This is a genomic window from Fictibacillus sp. NPDC058756 (genome assembly GCF_042746035.1).
Classification (GTDB): Bacteria; Bacillota; Bacilli; order Bacillales; family Fictibacillaceae; genus Fictibacillus.
Map to the genome: position 1 here is coordinate 2,334,150 of NZ_JBHYPU010000001.1, position 19,614 is coordinate 2,353,763.

Annotated in this window: 14 protein-coding genes; 5 read left to right on the forward strand and 9 right to left on the reverse strand. The window is 40.0% G+C overall.

The features are described from left to right. Positions 1-17: 17 nt before the first annotated feature. A complete protein-coding gene (locus tag ACFW35_RS11765) occupies positions 18-1,859 on the reverse strand; it encodes an EAL domain-containing protein (protein ID WP_379845899.1) in 1,842 nt (613 codons plus the stop codon). Between the two features lie 159 nt (positions 1,860-2,018). Next, entirely contained in the window at positions 2,019-2,375 is a 357-nt protein-coding gene (locus ACFW35_RS11770; RefSeq protein ID WP_379845900.1) for a YisL family protein, read from the reverse strand. A 147-nt stretch (positions 2,376-2,522) separates the two neighbouring features. Here ACFW35_RS11770 and ACFW35_RS11775 point away from each other — a divergent pair, with 147 nt between their 5' ends. Then, positions 2,523-3,731: an ornithine--oxo-acid transaminase gene (locus ACFW35_RS11775; RefSeq protein WP_379845901.1), complete on the forward strand. Its 1,209-nt coding sequence runs from the start codon at positions 2,523-2,525 to the stop codon at positions 3,729-3,731. A gap of 187 nt (positions 3,732-3,918) precedes the next feature. On the opposite strand, the gene ACFW35_RS11780 is transcribed toward ACFW35_RS11775, so the two are convergent. Genes ACFW35_RS11780 through ACFW35_RS11790 form a run of 3 tightly spaced genes read right to left on the reverse strand, consistent with a single transcriptional unit; the run spans position 3,919 to position 7,081 of the window. Then, the gene (locus ACFW35_RS11780; protein ID WP_379845902.1) at positions 3,919-4,707 is read right to left on the reverse strand and encodes an SDR family oxidoreductase; all 789 of its coding nucleotides are present in this window, start codon (positions 4,705-4,707) and stop codon (positions 3,919-3,921) included. 27 nt (positions 4,708-4,734) lie between these two features. After that, on the reverse strand, positions 4,735-6,159 hold the full coding sequence (locus ACFW35_RS11785; protein ID WP_379845903.1) for an NAD-dependent succinate-semialdehyde dehydrogenase: 1,425 nt from the start codon (positions 6,157-6,159) through the stop codon (positions 4,735-4,737). A gap of 37 nt (positions 6,160-6,196) precedes the next feature. Continuing rightward, the gene (locus ACFW35_RS11790) at positions 6,197-7,081 is read right to left on the reverse strand and encodes a fumarylacetoacetate hydrolase family protein (RefSeq protein WP_379845904.1); all 885 of its coding nucleotides are present in this window, start codon (positions 7,079-7,081) and stop codon (positions 6,197-6,199) included. A 199-nt stretch (positions 7,082-7,280) separates the two neighbouring features. Here ACFW35_RS11790 and ACFW35_RS11795 point away from each other — a divergent pair, with 199 nt between their 5' ends. Continuing rightward, positions 7,281-9,038: a B12-binding domain-containing radical SAM protein gene (locus ACFW35_RS11795; RefSeq protein WP_379845905.1), complete on the forward strand. Its 1,758-nt coding sequence runs from the start codon at positions 7,281-7,283 to the stop codon at positions 9,036-9,038. 240 nt (positions 9,039-9,278) lie between these two features. Here ACFW35_RS11795 and ACFW35_RS11800 read toward each other — a convergent pair whose 3' ends face one another. Together ACFW35_RS11800 and ACFW35_RS11805 are read right to left on the reverse strand one after the other, a co-directional pair. Next, positions 9,279-10,358 (reverse strand): efflux RND transporter periplasmic adaptor subunit, encoded by a 1,080-nt coding sequence (locus ACFW35_RS11800; RefSeq protein WP_379845906.1) that lies wholly within the window; start codon positions 10,356-10,358, stop codon positions 9,279-9,281. 14 nt (positions 10,359-10,372) lie between these two features. Beyond that, on the reverse strand, positions 10,373-11,044 hold the full coding sequence (locus ACFW35_RS11805; protein ID WP_379845908.1) for a hypothetical protein: 672 nt from the start codon (positions 11,042-11,044) through the stop codon (positions 10,373-10,375). Positions 11,045-11,208: 164 nt separating this feature from the next. Here ACFW35_RS11805 and ACFW35_RS11810 point away from each other — a divergent pair, with 164 nt between their 5' ends. Genes ACFW35_RS11810 through ACFW35_RS11820 form a run of 3 tightly spaced genes read left to right on the forward strand, consistent with a single transcriptional unit; the run spans position 11,209 to position 14,983 of the window. Continuing rightward, entirely contained in the window at positions 11,209-12,774 is a 1,566-nt protein-coding gene (locus ACFW35_RS11810; RefSeq protein WP_379845910.1) for a spore germination protein, read from the forward strand. After that, a complete protein-coding gene (locus ACFW35_RS11815) occupies positions 12,771-13,865 on the forward strand; it encodes a GerAB/ArcD/ProY family transporter (protein WP_379845911.1) in 1,095 nt (364 codons plus the stop codon). Before ACFW35_RS11810 ends, ACFW35_RS11815 begins: the two co-directional genes overlap by 4 nt. After that, complete coding sequence (locus ACFW35_RS11820) at positions 13,862-14,983, forward strand: Ger(x)C family spore germination protein (RefSeq protein WP_379845913.1); 1,122 nt, start codon at positions 13,862-13,864, stop codon at positions 14,981-14,983. Before ACFW35_RS11815 ends, ACFW35_RS11820 begins: the two co-directional genes overlap by 4 nt. Before the next feature lie 39 nt (positions 14,984-15,022). Here ACFW35_RS11820 and ACFW35_RS11825 read toward each other — a convergent pair whose 3' ends face one another. Together ACFW35_RS11825 and ACFW35_RS11830 are read right to left on the reverse strand one after the other, a co-directional pair. Beyond that, positions 15,023-18,427 carry an SbcC/MukB-like Walker B domain-containing protein gene (locus ACFW35_RS11825; protein ID WP_379845915.1) on the reverse strand — a complete coding sequence of 1,135 codons (3,405 nt, stop codon included), beginning with the start codon at positions 18,425-18,427 and terminating at the stop codon, positions 15,023-15,025. Continuing rightward, a complete protein-coding gene (locus tag ACFW35_RS11830) occupies positions 18,424-19,605 on the reverse strand; it encodes a metallophosphoesterase family protein (protein ID WP_379845917.1) in 1,182 nt (393 codons plus the stop codon). The genes ACFW35_RS11825 and ACFW35_RS11830 overlap by 4 nt, the downstream gene beginning before the upstream one ends. Positions 19,606-19,614: the final 9 nt, after the last annotated feature.

The window sequence follows — 19,614 nt, forward strand, 5'->3', positions numbered from 1 at the left end:
AACAGCACACCCCGTGGTCAGGATGTGCTGTTTTTCATTTTATAAAATTCATCTAAAAAAAGTTGTGCTTCATTAGCAGGCATCGGTTTACTGATGATATATCCTTGTGCGGTATGGCAGCCATATTCACGAAGAAGCTTCATCTGTTCGTACGATTCAACACCTTCTGCCACAGTAGTTAACGACAAACCTTCACACATCATAATAATAGCCTTAATGATGGCGGCATCACTCGTATTGAAAAAGTCATCACTCAAGTGGCGGATAAAGCTTTGATCGATTTTAAGCGAATCAACAGGAAAATCTTTTAAGTAGCTAAGTGAACTATAGCCTGTGCCAAAATCATCAATCGATAGTTTAACACCTAGTTCTCTTAATTCCTGCATAATACTTATACTGTATTGCACATTATGAATCATCGTGCTTTCGGTTAACTCCAAATGCAGACACTCAGCAGGTATACCTGACGTTTGCAGCGCCTCTTTTACTTCATATACGAATGACAATCTCTGAAACTGCCTTCCTGAAACATTAACAGATATAGAAAGATGGTGTGCACCTTCATCGTGCCAGTGTCTCAGCTGTTTACAAGATTCAAAGAGAACAAATCTTCCAATGTCATCTATCAGGCCAATTTCTTCTGCAAGAGGAACAAACTGCATCGGTGATACAAGGCCAAGTTCCGGGTGATTCCAGCGTACAAGTGCTTCGAAACCTGTGATTCTTTCCGTCTTCATGCAAAGCTGCGGCTGAAAGTAAGGCTGAAGCTCTCCTTTTTGAATTGCCTTTCTTAAATAGCCTTCGAGCTTAAGGCGTTCAAGTGTAAATGCGTTCATTTCGCCAGTGAAAAACTCACGTTTGCCGCGTCCTTTTTCTTTTGCCTTATGAAGAGCAATGTCAGCATTTTTTATCAATACATCTGCATCCATACTATCATCTGGATAGATGCTTATTCCGATCGATGCACTTACGGTATATTCCTGTCCGTCTAAATAGATCGGCATCTTTAGTGCTTCTGCAATTCTGTTTGCTGTGTTTATCACTTCTCCCGGCTTTTCAAGTGTTGGCAGGATCAGCGTGAACACATCTCCGGCAAAACGGCATAAAAGGTCATCTCCTTTTATCGTCTGTCTGAGCTGCTTGCTAACATGCTTTAATACGACATCGCCGATATGGTGACCTAGACTTTCATTTATAATTTTAAAATGGTCAATATCTATAAACATGACAGCTAGTTTATTCTTGGTATGGTGGTTCTCATCCACAAATTCACGAAGCCGTTTCTCGAATTGACTGCGGTTCGGCAAGCCCGTAAGTGAGTCATGAAAAGCAAGTCTTTCAATCTTTTCTTCTGCATTTTTCTGCCATGTTATGTTTTTGCTTATTCCGTAAACGCCAACAACTGCCTTGTTCACAACTATCGGTATGTTTGTAATGCTGCATACGATTTCGGTGCCGTCTTTTTTCCTGATACTCGTAACAAAAGTTTGCGGTTTGTCATGTATGGCAAGTCGAAAATGTTCAACAACCCGCTTATGATCTTTCTTACATACGAAATTTAACGCATGAGCCTGGAGCATATCTGTTTCAGAAAATCCTAATGTCTGTACAAGTGCTGGATTCACACTTGTAATATATCCGTTCATATCCATTGAATAGATCATATCAGGATTGTGTTCGAATAATGATTTGTAACGCTGTTCAGACTCGAGGAGTGTATTATTCAGCTGCTCCATTTCTTTCGCACTCGCTTGAACCAAGTGTGACATCGCTAAGAGGTCATCTATTTCTTGTGATTGCTCTGTCATTTTTAATTTTATTTCAATTTCTTTTTTATCTATATAATTGATGGTTCTCATGATTACACCTCATCTGCTAAAAGAACAATCGTATCGCTTTGGGCATAATGCCATTATTAATATCGGTGCATCGTTCAATATTTTAACAGGACTATTGGTGGTTATTTTTACCATATAAAAAATCGTCTGATTTAATATCAGACGATTTCTCTATATCATTTAACTAAGCACGATATAACCATAGAATAATACTAAAACAAGTGATACCCAGAAAAATACCCAGTTCATTATACGGCCTTCACCGCGTTTTCTTTGAACGAGAATGATTTCCATCAATCCAATCATAACTAGCCCTAATACACCTTTAATAATCAGTGGACCTTTATTTACAATTCCAGGGTCTGTAAGGTAGCCAGCAAGCATATGCCCACCTGTTGCAAGGATTGCTAAATACAAAACCCGCAGAATCATATGAAAAATTTTAGATTTTTTCCCGGCATTTTTTTTGTATAGCATATACGTTACAAAAAACAAAATGAGAGCCAGAAACCAAGATGTAACATGTGCATGAATCATAAATATATCCTCCTATGTATAATTCTCCATATTAATATAACACGAAGTCTATCCAACAAGACAACCAAATGAGTTGCCCCTGTAAAGAAAGCACTTTCACTGGTATAATAGCACTGTGAGAAATCTTGCAGAATAGAGGTGTTTCCTATGAAACAGACACAGACTAAGAATACGGAAACTGTTATTTCTAAAACGGAGCAGTATGGTGCACAAAACTATCATCCGCTGCCAATCGTAATTTCAAAAGCGGAAGGTGTATGGGTAACAGATCCTGAAGGAAACCGTTACATGGATATGCTTAGTGCATACTCCGCGGTAAACCAAGGACACCGCCACCCTAAGATCATCCAGGCGCTTAAAGATCAAGCAGACAGAGTAACACTAACTTCACGTGCTTTTCACAACGATCAGCTAGGTGATTTTTATGAGAAAGTTTCTAGCCTGACGAAAAAAGACATGGTGCTTCCTATGAACACTGGTGCTGAAGCCGTTGAAACTGCAATTAAAGCCGTACGCCGCTGGGCTTATGATGTGAAAGGTGTTGCTGATAACCAGGCGGAAATCATCGTGTGTGAAGGAAACTTCCACGGACGTACGATGACAGCCGTATCCATGAGTTCTGATCCAGATTATCAGCGCGGATTCGGTCCTATGCTTCCTGGAATCAAAGTAATTCCTTACGGCGATTTGGAAGCATTGAAGACTGCTATTACTCCAAACACGGCAGCATTCATCTTAGAACCGATTCAAGGTGAAGCAGGAATCGTTATCCCGCGTGAAGGCTTCTTAAAGGAAGCTCTTGAAGTGTGTAAATCAGAGAATGTTCTTTTTGTAGCAGATGAAATCCAATCCGGTCTTGGTCGTTCTGGTAAAATGTTCGCTTGTGACTGGGAAGAAATTGAGCCAGACATGTACATCCTAGGAAAAGCACTTGGCGGAGGCGTTATGCCGATTTCTTGTGTTGCAGCTAACCGCGAAATCCTTGGTGTATTTAACCCTGGATCACACGGATCAACATTTGGAGGAAACCCGCTTTCTTGCGCAGTTTCTGTAGCTTCTCTTGAAGTACTTGTTGAGGAGAACTTGGTTGAGCGTTCATTAAAGCTTGGGGAGTATTTCCTAGGCGAGCTTAAGAAGATTAATAACCCAGCGATCAAAGAAGTTCGCGGAAAAGGATTATTTATCGGAGTTGAGCTAAACGAACCAGCTCGTTCTTATTGTGAAAAATTAAAAGAGCAAGGCTTATTATGTAAGGAAACACATGAAAATGTAATCCGCTTCGCACCGCCGCTGATCATCTCTGAAGAAGACTTAGATTGGGCGATTGAGCGCATTAAAAACGTACTTTCTGTTTAAAAATATGGAGAGCTGACTCTGAGGGTCAGCTCTTTTGTTTTTATGGAAGATTTTGCTTTGTCACGGACGATTTTTGCTTGTTTTCGAAGTTTTATGCTCGTCATTTGGATTTTATGAGCGCCATACGGCATTTTATATGCGCCACATAATAAAAGAAGCAGCCGCTGCTGCTTCTTTTTGTTTAATATTAAAGAGCTTTAACCATTCCGCCATCAATTAGCAATGACTGACCAGTAACGTAAGTGTTAGCGCCAGAGCACAAGAACACGACCATCTTTGCAAACTCTTCAGGCTCACCATAGCGGCCAAGCGGAATGCCGCTTTCCATTGCGGCTTTCACTTCTTCTGCAGAGACACCCTTCTTCTCTGCAGCCATCTGATCCAGTTCACCTACTCTGTCTGTTCCGATTCGCCCTGGACCAATCGTATTGATCAGGATACCGTCTTTTCCAAGCTCTTGCGAAAGGCTTTTTGATAAACCATTAATGGCTGTACGGAACGTGTTAGATAAAATCAAACCATCGATTGGCTGCTTGAATGAGGATGATGCGATGTTTACAATGCGGCCGCCGCCATTCTTTCTCATATTAGGTGTGACCGCACGAACTGTCCGCACTAGGCTCAAGAGTGTTAGTTCAAACGCTCCCTGCCAGTGTTCATCTTCAAAGTCGTTAAAGGTTCCAGCTGGCGGACCACCTGCATTGTTCACCAAAACATCGATGCTTCCGAGCTTCTCTACTGTTTCTGCAACAAGTTCATCGATCTCATTCCGCTGTGTGATATCACACTTCTTATAATGTACGTCTGCTCCCGTTTCGCTTTTTATTTCTTCAGCTGCTTGTGATAACTGCTGTTCATCCCTGCTTGTGAGCATGACATTCGCACCTTCTCTGGCAAACTGCAGTGCGCACGCTTTTCCGAGTCCTTTACTTGAAGCAAGGACTAGTACATTTTTACCTCTTAATCCTAAATCCATCAAATATCACCTGGTTTCTTTACAGATTTATAGAACAAAACTCACATATTTCGTTTCAAGATAAGCTTCCATTCCTTCGACTCCGCCTTCACGGCCAAGACCGCTTTCTTTCATGCCGCCAAATGGCGCTTGAGCTGCTGATGGTACGCCATCATTCCAGCCGATGATTCCATAGTCTAATCCTTCTACGATTTGAGTTCCTTTTGACATGTTTTCAGTGTACACATATGCTGCTAAGCCAAATGGGCTTGTGTTTGCAAGTGTGATCCCTTCTTCAATGGAAACGATCTTGTGAATTGGAATAACCGGTCCGAACGTCTCTTCATTCATGATCAACATATCTTGTGTTACGTTTTTCAACACCGTAGGTTCGTAATAATACGCCCCGTTTTCTGCTTTTCCTTTTCCGCCCGTTACACACTCTGCTCCGCCTGCAACAGCGTTTTCTACATGCTCAGATATTTTATCGTAGCCGTCTTTATTAATGATCGGTCCGATATCCGTACCTTCTTCAAGTCCGTTGCCTACTTTTAGTTTTTTCGCTTCAGCGGCAACGAGTTCCACAAACTCATCGTATACGTTTTCCTGAACATAGACTCTATTGATACAGATACACGTTTGACCTGCATTACGAAACTTCGAAGCTACGATTCCAGCCACTGCCTTTTTAAGATCAGCATCATCGAGTACGACTGCAGGTGCATGGCCACCAAGTTCCATAGATACGTTTTTAACTGTAGCTGCGCTCTGTTCGATCAGCTTTTTCCCAATTTCAGTTGATCCCGTAAATGTTACTTTTCTTACTTTTTCAGAATCCATGATCGCTTTCCCAATAATAGAAGACGAACCTGTTACAAGATTGATAACTCCTTTTGGAAAGCCTGCTTTATCTGCAAGTTCTACTAGTTTTATAGCTGTTAGAGGTGTTTCCTTTGGCGGCTTCACGATAAATGTGCAGCCAGCTGCAAGAGCCGGACCAAGCTTTCTCGTGATCATGGCAGCCGGAAAGTTCCATGGTGTGATCGCTGCAACTACTCCAACTGGCTGACGCAATACTTGCATTCTTTTATTTCCAGCACTTGAAGGGATCGTTCTGCCGTAAACACGTTTACCTTCCTCAGCGTACCATTTGATAAAAGAAGCTGCATACATCACTTCACCTACAGATTCTTTTAATGGTTTTCCCATTTCTAACGTCATCAGTTCTGCGATCTCTTCTTTTTCTTCGATCATCAAGTCATGCAGTTTCATGAGGTAGTCAGCACGCTCATAGGCAGTCAGTTTAGCCCATCCGGCAAAAGCATCATGCGCTGCATCAATTGCAGCTTCCGTTTCTTCTTTTCCGCAAGATGGCACTGTACCGACAACCTCGCCATTAGCAGGGTTAAATACCTCTATTTTTTCAAGAGAATCTCCTGTCCAAGAACCATTAATATAAAGCAGCTTTTCCATGTGAATTCCTCCTCTATGTAACTAGTAAAATTCGACTTCATTCTACTATTTCATTACGAAGTGTCCCGATTCCTTCTATTGAGATTTCAATCGTGTCTCCGGCTTGAAGGAAAACTGGCGGCTTCATACCTTTCCCTACCCCTGCTGGCGTTCCTGTCGCGATAATGTCTCCGGCTTCAAGCGTCATGCCTTTTGAAAGTTCAGCAATCATAGTCCGTATGTCAAAAATAAATTCAGATGTATTTCCTTTCTGACGCACTTCCCCGTTTACCTTCGTTTCAATCATAAGATTCTCTGGATTCGGGATTTCAGAATGATGTACGATCCAAGGTCCCATCGGACAAGTACCGTCTAAACTTTTTCCAAGCAAAAATTGCTTATGCTTCTGCTGCAGATCACGTGCTGTGATGTCATTGATAATCGTGTAGCCAAACACGTAATCCATTGCTTCTTCCTTAGTGATTCCTGTTCCTGTTTTCCCGATGACAACAGCGAGTTCTCCTTCGTAATCCAATTGATCAGTAACCTTCGAATGGCTTGGAATTCCCTCACCATGTCCAATAACCGCTGTTGGAGCTTTTGAAAATACCATGATGTCTTCAGGAATATCTGCTTCGCTCCCCATTTCTATTGCGTGGTCACGATAATTTTTACCGATACAAAATACATTTTTCGAAGGACGCGGAATAGGCGCTAATAAATGAACCTCTTCCAATGGATATGTATAATCTGCGGCTTTTGCAGAATTCACAAGATCTTGAACAGCAGAAATAAATTCTTCCCCTTGTTGAATTCCATCTAATAAGGTTTGAGGCATCTTTTTTTCCAGTGAAGCTGCCAGAGCTGATACGTTGATAACAGCATCATCATTTACCATTCCTATAAATGAATCTCTCTTTTGAACTGCAGACACAAGTTTCATTTTGTCTAAACTCCTCCTATTAAAAAACGCTTTCATGATGATTAGTTCTACTATATATTCCAGAGCTTTGTACCGTAAAGAAATATGCTGTTAATAATTCCAGTCAGAACTGATTTTTTCTTCGTTTTAAAATATGGTAAAATAGTGTGTCATCTAAATCACCCAGTCATTTGGGTAAACGTAATGAGGGAATGAAACCATGAAAACTGTACTAAGTACGTTAAATGCAAAATATATACACACTTGTCTTGCTTTAAGATATTTAAAAGCATACAGCGAACCTGAATTTACTGTAACGATTCGCGAGTTCACGATAAAAGATCCATCGCTGAATATCGTGACTGACCTTTACAGCCAGCAGCCAGATGTCCTTGGTTTCAGCTGTTATATCTGGAACATTGAAGAAACGATCAAGGTTATTCAGATGTTTAAGAAGATTAAGCCTGAAACAAAGATCGTTCTTGGCGGACCTGAAGTTTCCTACGATGTAGCGTATTGGCTTGACCGTATTCCAGAAGTTGATTTTATCGTTGTGAATGAAGGCGAAGAAACTTTTAAGCACTTGCTTGGCCAGATTCAGAATAACGGTTCGTTTGATATTGTCGCTGGTCTTGCATATAGAAAAGACGGCAAACCGAAAATCAATGGACCACGTGAAAAGCTGGATTTAAAAACAGTCCCATCCCCATTTCGGTTTGAGGAAGACATTGAATCTCTTTCTAAACGCATCACTTATTTTGAGACGAGCCGCGGCTGTCCTTATTCATGTGCATTCTGCTTATCTTCAATCGAAGTAGGTGTCCGTTATTTTAATCCTGATCTTGTTAAAGATGACTTAATCTTCTTGATGGATAACGGGGCGAAGATTATTAAGTTCGTAGATAGAACGTTCAATATTCGCCGTGATTATGCGCTTGAAATGTTTTCTTTTTTAATCGAGAACCGCCGGCCTGGCGTCGTGTTCCAATTTGAAATCACGGCAGATATTATGAGACCTGAAGTTATCGATTATTTAAATGAACATGCTCCAAAAGGTTTGTTCCGTTTTGAGATTGGTGTTCAATCTACAAATGATGCGGTTAACGAACTTGTACAGCGCAGACAAAATTTCGAGAAGCTTACCCGAACAGTTACAACAGTGCGTGACGGCGGAAAGATTGTTCAGCACTTAGATTTAATCGCTGGATTGCCTGAAGAAGACTATAACTCGTTCCGTAAAACATTTAACGATGTTTTTGCATTTGGGATTGAGGAAGTTCAGTTAGGGTTTTTAAAGATGCTGCGCGGTACTGGGCTTCGTCTGACAGCTGAAAAGCATGATTACATCTATATGGATCATTCTCCATATGAAATTTTAGGGAACAATGTCCTGACGTTTGACGAAATCATCCGCATTAAGCAAGTAGAGGACGTATTGGAGAAATACTGGAACGATCATCGAATGGATCACACGGTAAAATATCTGATCAACAATGTGTTTGATTCGCCGTTTGATTTCTTCCAGGAGTTCGGAACATATTGGGAGACAAGAGGGTGGTCCAGAATCGGACACCAGCTTGAAGATTTATTTAAACGATTGATCGCATTCTTAAAAGAATCTGCACCACACGCTTTGCCTGCAGCTGAAAGTCTGATGAAGCTTGACTATTTAGAACGTCAGCAGTATAAGCCTCGTAAGCCATGGTGGGAAAATACACAAAACAAAGAAGAAACATCTAAAGTCTTGTCATTGCTTACACAGTCACCTGAAGTGATTGAAGGTTTCCCGGCACTTTCTGAAAAAGACATTTATAAACATGCCTTTGTTACAGAAACCGCAATCGATCCATTATTAGATCAAATTGAACATCATCCAGAAAAATCATATTTGCTGATTGCTCTGTTTGACCCAAAACAGCAAAACATGCAGATTTTCACTGCACCTAAATCACTTATACATGTAAAAAGGGACGCGTAATCCGCATCCCTTTTTTGTTTATTATATTTGTTGTTATCTAACGATTGTTGCTATTAAGGAAAGCATCTTCATTGAATAGTTAATTGGAGTAAAAGGGCGAGACTCCTGCGGGACGAGCAGACAGGTGGAGACTCCTAATGGCGCAAAGCGGCAGGAGGCTCACCGCACGCCCCGCGGAAAGCGAGCCACTGCAACGGAAATTAACCTCTTTCAAAAGCTGCAAAGTTTACCTAAACAACCCTACTTTTTAAATACCGGCTGCCCGGAAACAAATACTGATGAAGGATTCAAAATGACGGTTTTGTCCTTTTTGAGTCCTTTTTTTATGTGCACGAAACCTTTTTGCTCAATCCCTGTCTCAACTTTCATCTTGTACAGCTTATCTTTTACGATAATAAGCACATACTTATTACCCTCATCTTTCAAGACAGCTTTTTTTGGAACACTTACTGCTTTTTCCGCTAATTTTTCAGAAATGATGATTTTCGCTGTCTGTCCTTCTACCCAAGCAGCTTCATCCTCTACAAGAACTGTCAACGTAAAAGTCTGATCCTCTTCAGATGGCAGAACCGTTTGAACCGTTCCATTAAGCTTTTTATTAATAGCAGGTGACTCAATCTGGACAGGATCTCCTGTTTTTACGAAACCAGCAATCTCTTGTTTGACTTCAGCTTTTAATTCAAAATTTCCTTGTCCCACAATTGTCATTACGGGTTTTTGATCTTGAATGCCATTAACTTCTGAAACGACCCCATCTGCAGGACTTTTTATAGAGAGAGAATCAAGACGATCTTCTAAATCGCTGATTTCACCGGATAATACTGAGCTTTCATTTTCTGCAAGCTCTTCTTGAAGTTCAGCATTGCTCAACTGCTCTTGAAGTCTTACCTTTGCCTCGGCACTGTCTTTCTCATCGTCGAAGCTTGAAAGTTCGCTTTCCCACTCGCTTATCTGGCTAGAGTAATGATCGGCACGCACATCTGCAGCTTCTTTTTCTCTTTTCAGTGTTCGAAGTTCTTTTTCAATTTCGTTATTTTCGTATGTAACAAGTGTCTGACCTGAGGATACCATATCACCAGGTTTCACCATTATTTCTTTTATCGATCCTAATGAGTCATTCCGATAAATATCAAACGTGTTTTTTGAAAATGCAATTCCTGTTACTTCATGCTTTTTCGAAAAATCTCTCTCTTTGGAGAGTGTTGTTTCAAGTCTTGGAGCTTCAATTGCTGTAGACTCTTTTTTATCAAATATAAATAAATTCATCACTAGCAGGAGAACAATTATTATGCCAGCCGCTATCCATTTCAACCTATTCATATGACAGCTCCCCCCTACACCAATTGTCCGCTGACTAATGCAGCATATAAGGAATATAAAATTATCCAGAAAACAGATCCGCAAATTGTGATGGCTAAACAGTAACTTTTTGCTTTAAATGATAACTGTCTTAATGCAAAGTAAATGACAACTGAACCCCATACGGTAAATAAATTAATGGAATTCAAAAGCTCCTGCCAAAATCCGTGCTTAAAAAACAGAACTCCTGTAAATCCAAAACCTAAAGGCTGAACAACTTCTTCAGCACCTGTTGCAAATTGAAATGGCAGTTCAAATGCTAATCCAATTAGAAAAAGCACATACACGACACTCATCACATAAAAAAGAGCTTTGTAGCCGACATCTCTAAAGAATACGTAAAGATATAAAGTCCCTGCTTGGAGAATTAGGAACGGTACAATAATTCCCCATGCACCTCCGGCTAAAGATATGAAAAATCTGAGCAGCTCTTGTTCTGCTCCTGAAAGTTTTGCAGATTCAACGAATGAAATGGTTTTAAAAGATGGATATGCCGCAAAAAAAGATAGCGCATGAAGCAGTCCGCTGACCGCTAATATGGCAATAAATCTAATCCAGAATCCTTCTTTTTCTTTCCACTCTTTATAAAATGAAAAATATGTATAAGGCTTTGTTAAAGCAGGAATAAATTGAGCTCTTCCTGTCATAAGGCCTCCCCCTTCTCTCTCTGTTTATCTATATATCGTATCACAATTTTTTACTCATAATGACAATTTCTGACTCGTTTTTTCAAAAATAGGCACATCTCCGTATAAATGCCTTTAATCCGCAAAAACTAAGGCAAACTATTGCAGATCGGGATGAGGTCTATATGACTTTTTTTAAGAAACCTAAAAAGCTAATACAAGAAAAAGAGGCTCCACAACAGCAAGACAATCCTAAAGAGGCCAATTCGGAAGATTACGAGTCAGTCACGGTTCAAAATCTTAGTCTAGATGAAATTTTAACCAAGGTTAAAGAACCCTTCTCTGCAACTGAAGATTTAATGACACATGAAATTGAGCTTCCATCTGATAAAAGCCGGATAGCTCTTCTTTATATTGAATCTATTGTCGATAAACAGCTTGTGCAGAGCATGATCTTAAATCCTTTATTTGTGACAGATAAAGATATCAATTTTGCTTCTTTTAAGCAGATGGCGAGTATTGACCTTAAGAAGCACACAGAAATGAAACAAGTACAGGAGCTGCTTCTGCAATCAAACACGCTTATTTTTACTGAAGATACAACTTGTTTTTATGCTATGTCTACACCTGTGAAAACTCAGAGAGATATAACAGAACCCGACAATGAAACAATAATCCGCGGTGCCCATGAAGGTTTCATCGAAAACCTTTCAACTAATCTGGCACTGGTACGGAAACGGTTAAAAACGCCAAGATTGACTGTGAAATATCTCCAAGTTGGTAAAGAGACTCATACTACAATCGCTTTATTATATGTCGACAATATTTGTGACCCTGAACATGTAAAGGAAGTTGAAAAAAGAATAAAATCCATTGAGGCTGATGCGGTTTTTACTCCGGGAAATATTGAGGAAAGCATTGAAGACAAGCCGTTCAGCTTTTTCCCGCAGATGCTCAGTACAGAACGGCCAGATCGTGTGGCGGCTAACTTAATGGAAGGCAGAGTAGCCCTTATATATGACACATCACCTACGGCACACGTCATGCCTGTAAATTTCTTTTCGTTCTATCAATCCGTGGATGATTACAATAAAAGATGGCATATCGGTTCCTTCTTCCGTTTTGTTCGAATCATGGGTTTTTTTATTGCTATGGGATTACCTGCTGTATATATCGCTATCGTTTCGTTTCATTATGAGGTCATTCCGTTCGGTCTCATTTTGCTGATAAAAAGTTCTCTTGAGGATATCCCTTATCCTCCCCTATTTGAAGCACTTCTGATGGAGCTCACGATCGAATTGATACGAGAAGCTTCTATAAGACTTCCAACAAGGATCGGTTCCACCATCGCTATTGTTGGTGGTCTCGTAATCGGTGATGCAGTAGTAAAAGCAGGACTAGTATCAAATTTAATGATCATCGTTGTGGCCATTACTGCCATTGCAGCTTACATTGTTCCGTCAAATGAGATGAGTGCTGCAGTACGTATATTACGTTTCCCGTTCATGGTTGCAGCTGCTACTATGGGCTTTTTGGGGATAGTATTCGGATTTCTAATCTTAATTTTTCATTTATGCAGACTTTATACGTTTGGGTCGCCTTATTTTGCTCCAATCGCCCCTTTGAACTTAGCAGATTTAAAGGATGCGTTCATACGTGCTCCATTTTGGAAACAAAACACTCGCCCTAAAGATGTAACTGCTCAAAAAGTGGATAATGCTAACCATACTCGAAAGTGGGATAAATCATGAATAGTCATACGATCACACATAGACAGCTATTCTTTTTGATTGTTCAGACACAGATCGGTGTCGGTGTATTATCATTGCCATACTCTTTATTTACGAAGGCTAAGATTGATGGATGGATCTCTCTGATCATTGCCGGTTTATTCATTCAATTTTCAATTTTGGCAATCTGGAAATTATGTGACAGATTTCCACAGAACACGATTTATGAGATTCTTCCAAAAATAATGGGGAAGAACTTAGGTCTCGTGTTCAACTTTATCTACACGATGCATTTCGCGTTCATTTCAATTTTAATCTTAATCATGTATAACACCATTGTTGGTAAATGGATTTTATTTGAAACACCGCATTGGGTGATAATTTTTATCATGGCCGCTGCAGGATATTATTTCATTACAAGTACCCCTAGAGAAATTTCAAGATTTTTTGTAATCGTCACGCCACTATTGATTATTTTGTTTCTTTTCATCCTGTACGCTTATACAGATGTTCAACTTCTGTATATCTTTCCAGTTGGGCAGACTGGAATGCTTACGATTATTAAGAGCTCTTCTGATGCTGTTGTTGCTATGCTGGGATTTGATGCAGCACTTGTATTTTTAGCTTACTCGAACGGAACACCGTCAAAAAATATAAAAGTCATTTCTTTCGCAGCTTTTTGTATAACAGTCCTTTATGCATTTATCGTTTTTACCACTTATATATTTTTTAACCCTGAGGAAATCATAATTGTGCCTGAACCTGTTTTATATATGCTTAAAGCTTTTTCATTTTCCATTATTGAAAGAACCGACTTGATCTTTCTTTCTGTGTGGATCATATCAGTGGCTACTTCATTCATCAGTTATCTCTTTATCACAGCAAAAGGCGTACAAACTCTTTTTAGACTAAAAAATCATCAAAAAGGAGCACCTTATGTTGTTATCTTTTGCGCATTAATTGCTATCATTCCAAATGAAAAACTGGAAGTAATGACATGGAACAAATATATAAGCCTTACATCACTCTTCTTTTCTGCCCTATTTCCAATCATTCTACTACTGATCGCCGTACTTAGGAAAAAGCAGGAGAAAGGAGCAGCTTCTTCATGAGAAAAATTCTATCTATTCTTCCTGTTCTGCTTCTTTTAACTGGATGCTGGGATCAAAATATGCTTAACCAAACCAAGCTGATTACAGCTGGAGGCTTTGATTATACAAAGGATGGAAAAGTATTAACAACAGCAGCTATTCCTCAATCTGTTGCGACAGAAGCGGGAAAAGGAAACATTGTAAATCAAATATTCTCTGCTTCAGGCAACACAGCTCGGCAGAGCCGGTTAAGACTTGATAGAAGAGTAGCAGAAAGACTTGATGCTTCTAAGAATCAAATCATTCTTTTCGGAGAAGATGCTGCAAAAAAAGACATTTATCAACTTTTAGATGTTTTTTACCGTGATCCCAAATCAGCTTTGAATGCGAAGCTAGCCGTTGCAAAAGGAAAAGCTTCTGATGTGATCAGCACAAGGTTTGAGGAGACTAAAATGTCGTCAGGCGTAGGGGAATACTTAAGAGATTCCATTCGCAGTGCAGAAGAATCTGCCACAGTTCCAAAAGAAAATATACAGACGATATGTCCTATCATGTTTGATCCTGGCCAAGATTTTGCTCTTCCCTATCTAGAGCCCTTAAAAAAAACAGTAAGCATCCGTGGTGTAGCATTGTTCCATGAACATAAGATGGTTGGAACAATCAGAGAACCTTTATCTGTGACATATACAATGCTAACTGGAGAAAAGCATACGATCGCCATGAGTACAACGAAGAAAATCTTTAATAACAAAAAACCTGAATTAATGAATTATGTGACGATTAAGGTTAAAAAGAATAAGCGTTCTTTTAATGTTGATGTAACACCAGAAGGAAAAGTTTCTGCAGAAATAAAATTAAAAATGAAAGTTTTAGTAACGGAGTACCCTAGCGATAACTTCGCAACCCCGGGCGAAGTGGAAAATGTTGAAAAACGGCTTTCTAAAAAGCTTACAAAAGATGCACAAAAAGTAATCGATAAACTTCAAAAAATGAACAGCGACCCATACGGAGTCGGCAGACATGTGATGGCCTATCATTATCCAGTCTGGGAGAAGTTAAACTGGAAAGAAGTATATCCGAAAATTGATTTTAAAGCTTCGATTGATGTTGATGTAATCGGACATGGTATTATCGAATAAAAAAAGGGTTCAAGGTATAATTGCCTTGAACCCTTTCTTTTATAGCTGATCCAGTCTTACTCTAGTCCCCTTACCAGAATATTGAGCTGGTTCTACTATGAGACGCTTCGTCAATCTAGCTTTCAGCTCAGGTACGTGTGAAATGACACCAATTGCAAAGTTTTCCATCTGAACTTTTTCAAGTGCTGTTACAACAGTATCGAGCAGTTCTTGATCCAGCGTTCCAAATCCTTCATCTAAGAAGAAAAATTGAAGCGGGAACTTACCTCTCAACTGGATTTGCGCTGATAAGGATAGTGCTAACGCAAGTGAAGTCAGAAATGTTTCTCCTCCTGATAAAGAAGTAACCGGCCTCTTGATTCCTCCATTTGCATCATCTCGAATAACAAAACCGCTGTTGGAGTCAACTTCAATCGCATAACGCCCTCTTGTGAGCTTAGAAAGCCGGCTTGAAGCATCACGCGTCACATGAATGAGCTGCTCTTCTGCCATGAATTCTACAAACGCGTTTCCTCTAAACACACTTTGAAGCTTTCCGATTTGTTCGAGAAGTATTGACACTTTATGCTTTTCATTTTCGAGCTCTTTAAAACGAGCGTGATTTTTTTCAATTGTAATCCAATTTTGCTTTGCCTGTCCTACAGCTTCCCTAGTGGCATCAGCTTCTTGCTTCCGTTCATTCAAAGCTGTTTGCTGTTGAAGCATTTCTTCTTCACTAATTGGTTTTTCAGGAAGTTTTGCTTTTAATCCTTCAATAGCTGCTTTTACCTCTTTGCACTGATCAGAAAAGATCGTCAGCTGCTCTTCCCAATTTTGTTGAGAAGCTTCATCTCTAACAGATTCTGAATACTCTTCAAAGCTGTTAAAAATTGAATTTTGCAGTTTCTCATTCCATTGGGCATGAGCTTTTTCGCTTCTTTTAAGAGCATCTTCATAACGCTGCAGAATCGAATGAAATGCTTTGTCAGCTTCCTGGAATTGTTTGCGTGAACGCTCATGTTGCTCTGCAGCATCCTTATATGCGGCAGCAATCGTTTTCAGCTGATTATCCACGTATTCATATTGTTCACTTGCTTTTTTATCACCTAGTCGGTCGAGCAGTTTTTCTTTAAGATGCTGAATATCCTTATTCAGGAGCTCCAGCTGGTTCTTATTTGTATTTATATAGAATTCAAGCTTTCTGTTCTCTTCTTTTAGTTTTTCAATTTTACTATTTTGCTTTTCAAGAAAATCTGCAGCGACTTTAAGGCTTTCCTGAATATCACTTTGCCTTGTTTCACGCTGTTCAAACTGCTTTTTTACTTCATTCAGATTATCTAATTCATAAGATATTTCTGCTTCTTTCCATTCAGTTGAAATCTCTTCTTTAGACTCTTTATTAGCTGTTAGTTTTTGCTGGAGATCATTCACCTGCTTGTCAGCATGTTCACAGTTAAATGTCAGATGCTCAAGCTGTTTTTGCTGTTCGTCAAAGCGGGAAGTGAGTGATTCAAATCGGTCTTCTAGTGAGAGCTGATCCTGCACAACTCCTTTTACTTTAGTTGAGTGCTCATTCAGTTTCTCATCATCAATTGTTCTGTCGGTATTTACACTTTCAGTTATTGCAGCATCACGTGCTGCAGCTGTTTCCTCGCTTGGCACATTCATCTTTGACCATATTTTATTTGATAATTTTTCAAGCGCTTCTGTAAGATGAATTAAATCACGGTGCTTATTTTGCAAAGTAACTTTTGCAGCTTCTAAGAACTCTACTTTGTCATCGTTACTTTCTAAGCCATTGTTTGATTCATTAAATGGAAAAGGGTGAACAGTCGAGCCACAAACTGAACATGGCTCGTTCTCTTCCAATTGCGAAGATAGCTGGGCAGCTAGATGCTGAATCTTACATTTTTCCTGGTACTCTTTTTCTATTTTAAGTGTTTCCTGTAACGAAAGAGACAGACTTTCATTTTCTCTGATCGCATTTTGTGCTTCATTATATAAAGACAAAACATCACTTGATAGAGCTTTCCAGTTATCTATGCTTGTACTGATCGTGCCCTTTACAAGTTTTATGTTTTGGTTCATCGATTCCAGATTTTTCACAGCTTGCTTAAGCTCGTTTTGAATGTTTTGTTCTTCGTTTTGAAAGCTTCGATAACGCTGTGAGAGCAATAGAGCAGACTGCATTACCGCACGTTCTTTTTGACTGATCTCAATTCCCGTTAATTCCTCTTGTAGAGAACTTTGTTTGTTCTTCCCTTTTTCAAGCAAGCCAATCGCATCTTCTTCAGATTTTTTACCAAGTGAATAAGAGCTTTCCATTTCAGAAAGCTTTATAGTTTCTTTCTGCAATTCTGCTTCCTTTTCATTGAGATCTTTCTCCCACCGGAACGCCTCTTCTAACACACTGAGTCTTCTTATTAATTCCGGCTCTTCTTTATCCTTTGTATCTTTCGCTTCCACGTACTGTTTTTCATGTTCTGCAAAAAGCTTTTTTAGCTTTTCAGCATTTAACTCAAGCTGTTCCTTTTCCATTCCCAGTTCTTTTTTTACTTTGTCGGAATCGAACCATTCTTCTGCATATGGTATAAGACGGTCAGCCATTACTGCTTTTTTATGAAATTGTTTCAGCTGTTCCATTTCAGGCAATTGTAAGTCCAGCTCTTTTTGTCTTAAAAGAAGTTTTTCGTTTTCTGATTGTGTCTCCCAATATGTTTTTTTCAGCTTATATTTTTCTTCTTCTGCTTTTAGAAGTTCTGAAATGTTAAGCAGAACTTGTTCTTTTTCTTTGAGCTGTGACTCTGCTTCCTGTAAGGCTTCTTGTGAAGCATCGCCTAATCCGGCTTGTTCCGCCGTAATCTCATTTAGGCGGTTCTTTTGTTCATCAGATCTCTTCTTAAGCTTTTGATTTAAAACGTCGCCATATTTTTCTAGCTGAAAAAGACGCTGAAGCATCTGTCTTCTGTCTGCACCTTTTAACGATAAAAATTCGGCAAACTTGCCTTGTGGCAGTACAACTGCACGTGTAAAGTCTTCTATCGTAAGACCTATGAGTTCTTGAACAAGCCTTGTAACGTCTCTTTCTTTGTCCGCATGTACAACGGATTCACCATTTACGGACTCAATCAATCTAGAAGTGCTCGTCCGAATCGTATGTTCACCTGTTCTTTTGTAGGAACGTTCAACCGTGTAGTTCTTTTCGGTATCGTCCTGACCTAACTGAAAAGAAAAAGAAACAGAGAGTTTATCTTCAGCCTGGTTCATGATTCCGTGTGTTCCGCCAGCAGCACGCTCCACTTTTCCATACAAAGCAAGTGTTACTGCATCGAGGATTGTTGATTTCCCGCTTCCTGTTGGTCCGAAGATCCCGAATACTCCACCCGAACAAAGCTCGCTGAAAGGTATGGTCTGTGATTCGCGGAAGCTTTGGAGTCCAGAAACACTTAATGATAATGGTCTCATCCCGCATTCTCTCCTTCCCCATCTTCTTCACCTACGAGATCGAGGAAAAGTGAAATCAGTTCTTGATCAGGTACAGCTCCGCCAGTTTGACGTTTATAAAATGCTGTAAAAAGCTCATCTACCGGAAGCTTTTGTGCAGAAATGCTGATCTGTTCACCAAGAGCTTCTGTAAAAACGGGCTTTATATGAACAATACCATCATGCGCTTTTCTGAGTCTCTGAATCTCTTCCATTGAAAGAGCATCCTGCACATGAATGGACAGATCAATCCAGCAATTGTGATGCAGACCATCCTGAATACCTTGAAAGACTTCGGAAACACCATTCTTTGCTTCCCATGCTACAAGAGGTTTGCCGCATGTTAAGTGAATCTCTTCTACATTTGCCTTCTGATTTGGTTCCACATCAATGATCGTTACTGATTTAGATTGACCGCTCTCAGAAAAACTATATGAAAGCGGAGAACCCGAATAACGCGCTTCTGTTTTGGCACGCTTTATGATTTGCGGTCTGTGCAGATGACCCAGCGCTACGTATTGAGCTGCAGCAGGAAGGCTTTCTGCTGCGACCGTGTAAGCTCCGCCAATATGTACGGGACGCTCTGAATCGCTCTCCTTGCTTCCTGCAACATATAGATGGCTCATTGCCAGGTGCACATTTCCAGGTGTGTATCGTGATGTCATTTCTTTAAAGTAGGAATCTACCCAATCATCATACTGGCTGCGAACGTCAAGTTCTTCAGCTGATTCACTTAACAGCATCTTCAAACGGGATTCAGACGGGTAAGGCAATGCTGCGATCTCCAGCATCTCTCCCGTTCTGGTAATTGGAACCCGCTGCAGCTCTAAAGTTGGAAGTCCTACTAGCGTAATGCCCAGCTCTTTCGAAAGCGGAAAAGAAGCTGCGAGTCTGTCTGGATGATCATGGTTTCCAGCTATCGCTATAAATGGACATTCACCTTTCCGGCTGATCCGGGCAAGAGTTTCATAAAACATCTGTTCTGCAGCTGCAGGGGGATTCACCGTATCAAATACATCCCCTGCCATAAGAACTGCATCAATTTTTTCTCTGGACACAATTTCTACTAGTTCGTCCAAAAAAGCTTGCTGTTCTTCTAGCCTGCTGCGTCCTTCCAAAGAACGTCCCAAATGCCAGTCAGCGGTGTGAAGCAATCGCATCGTATCCCC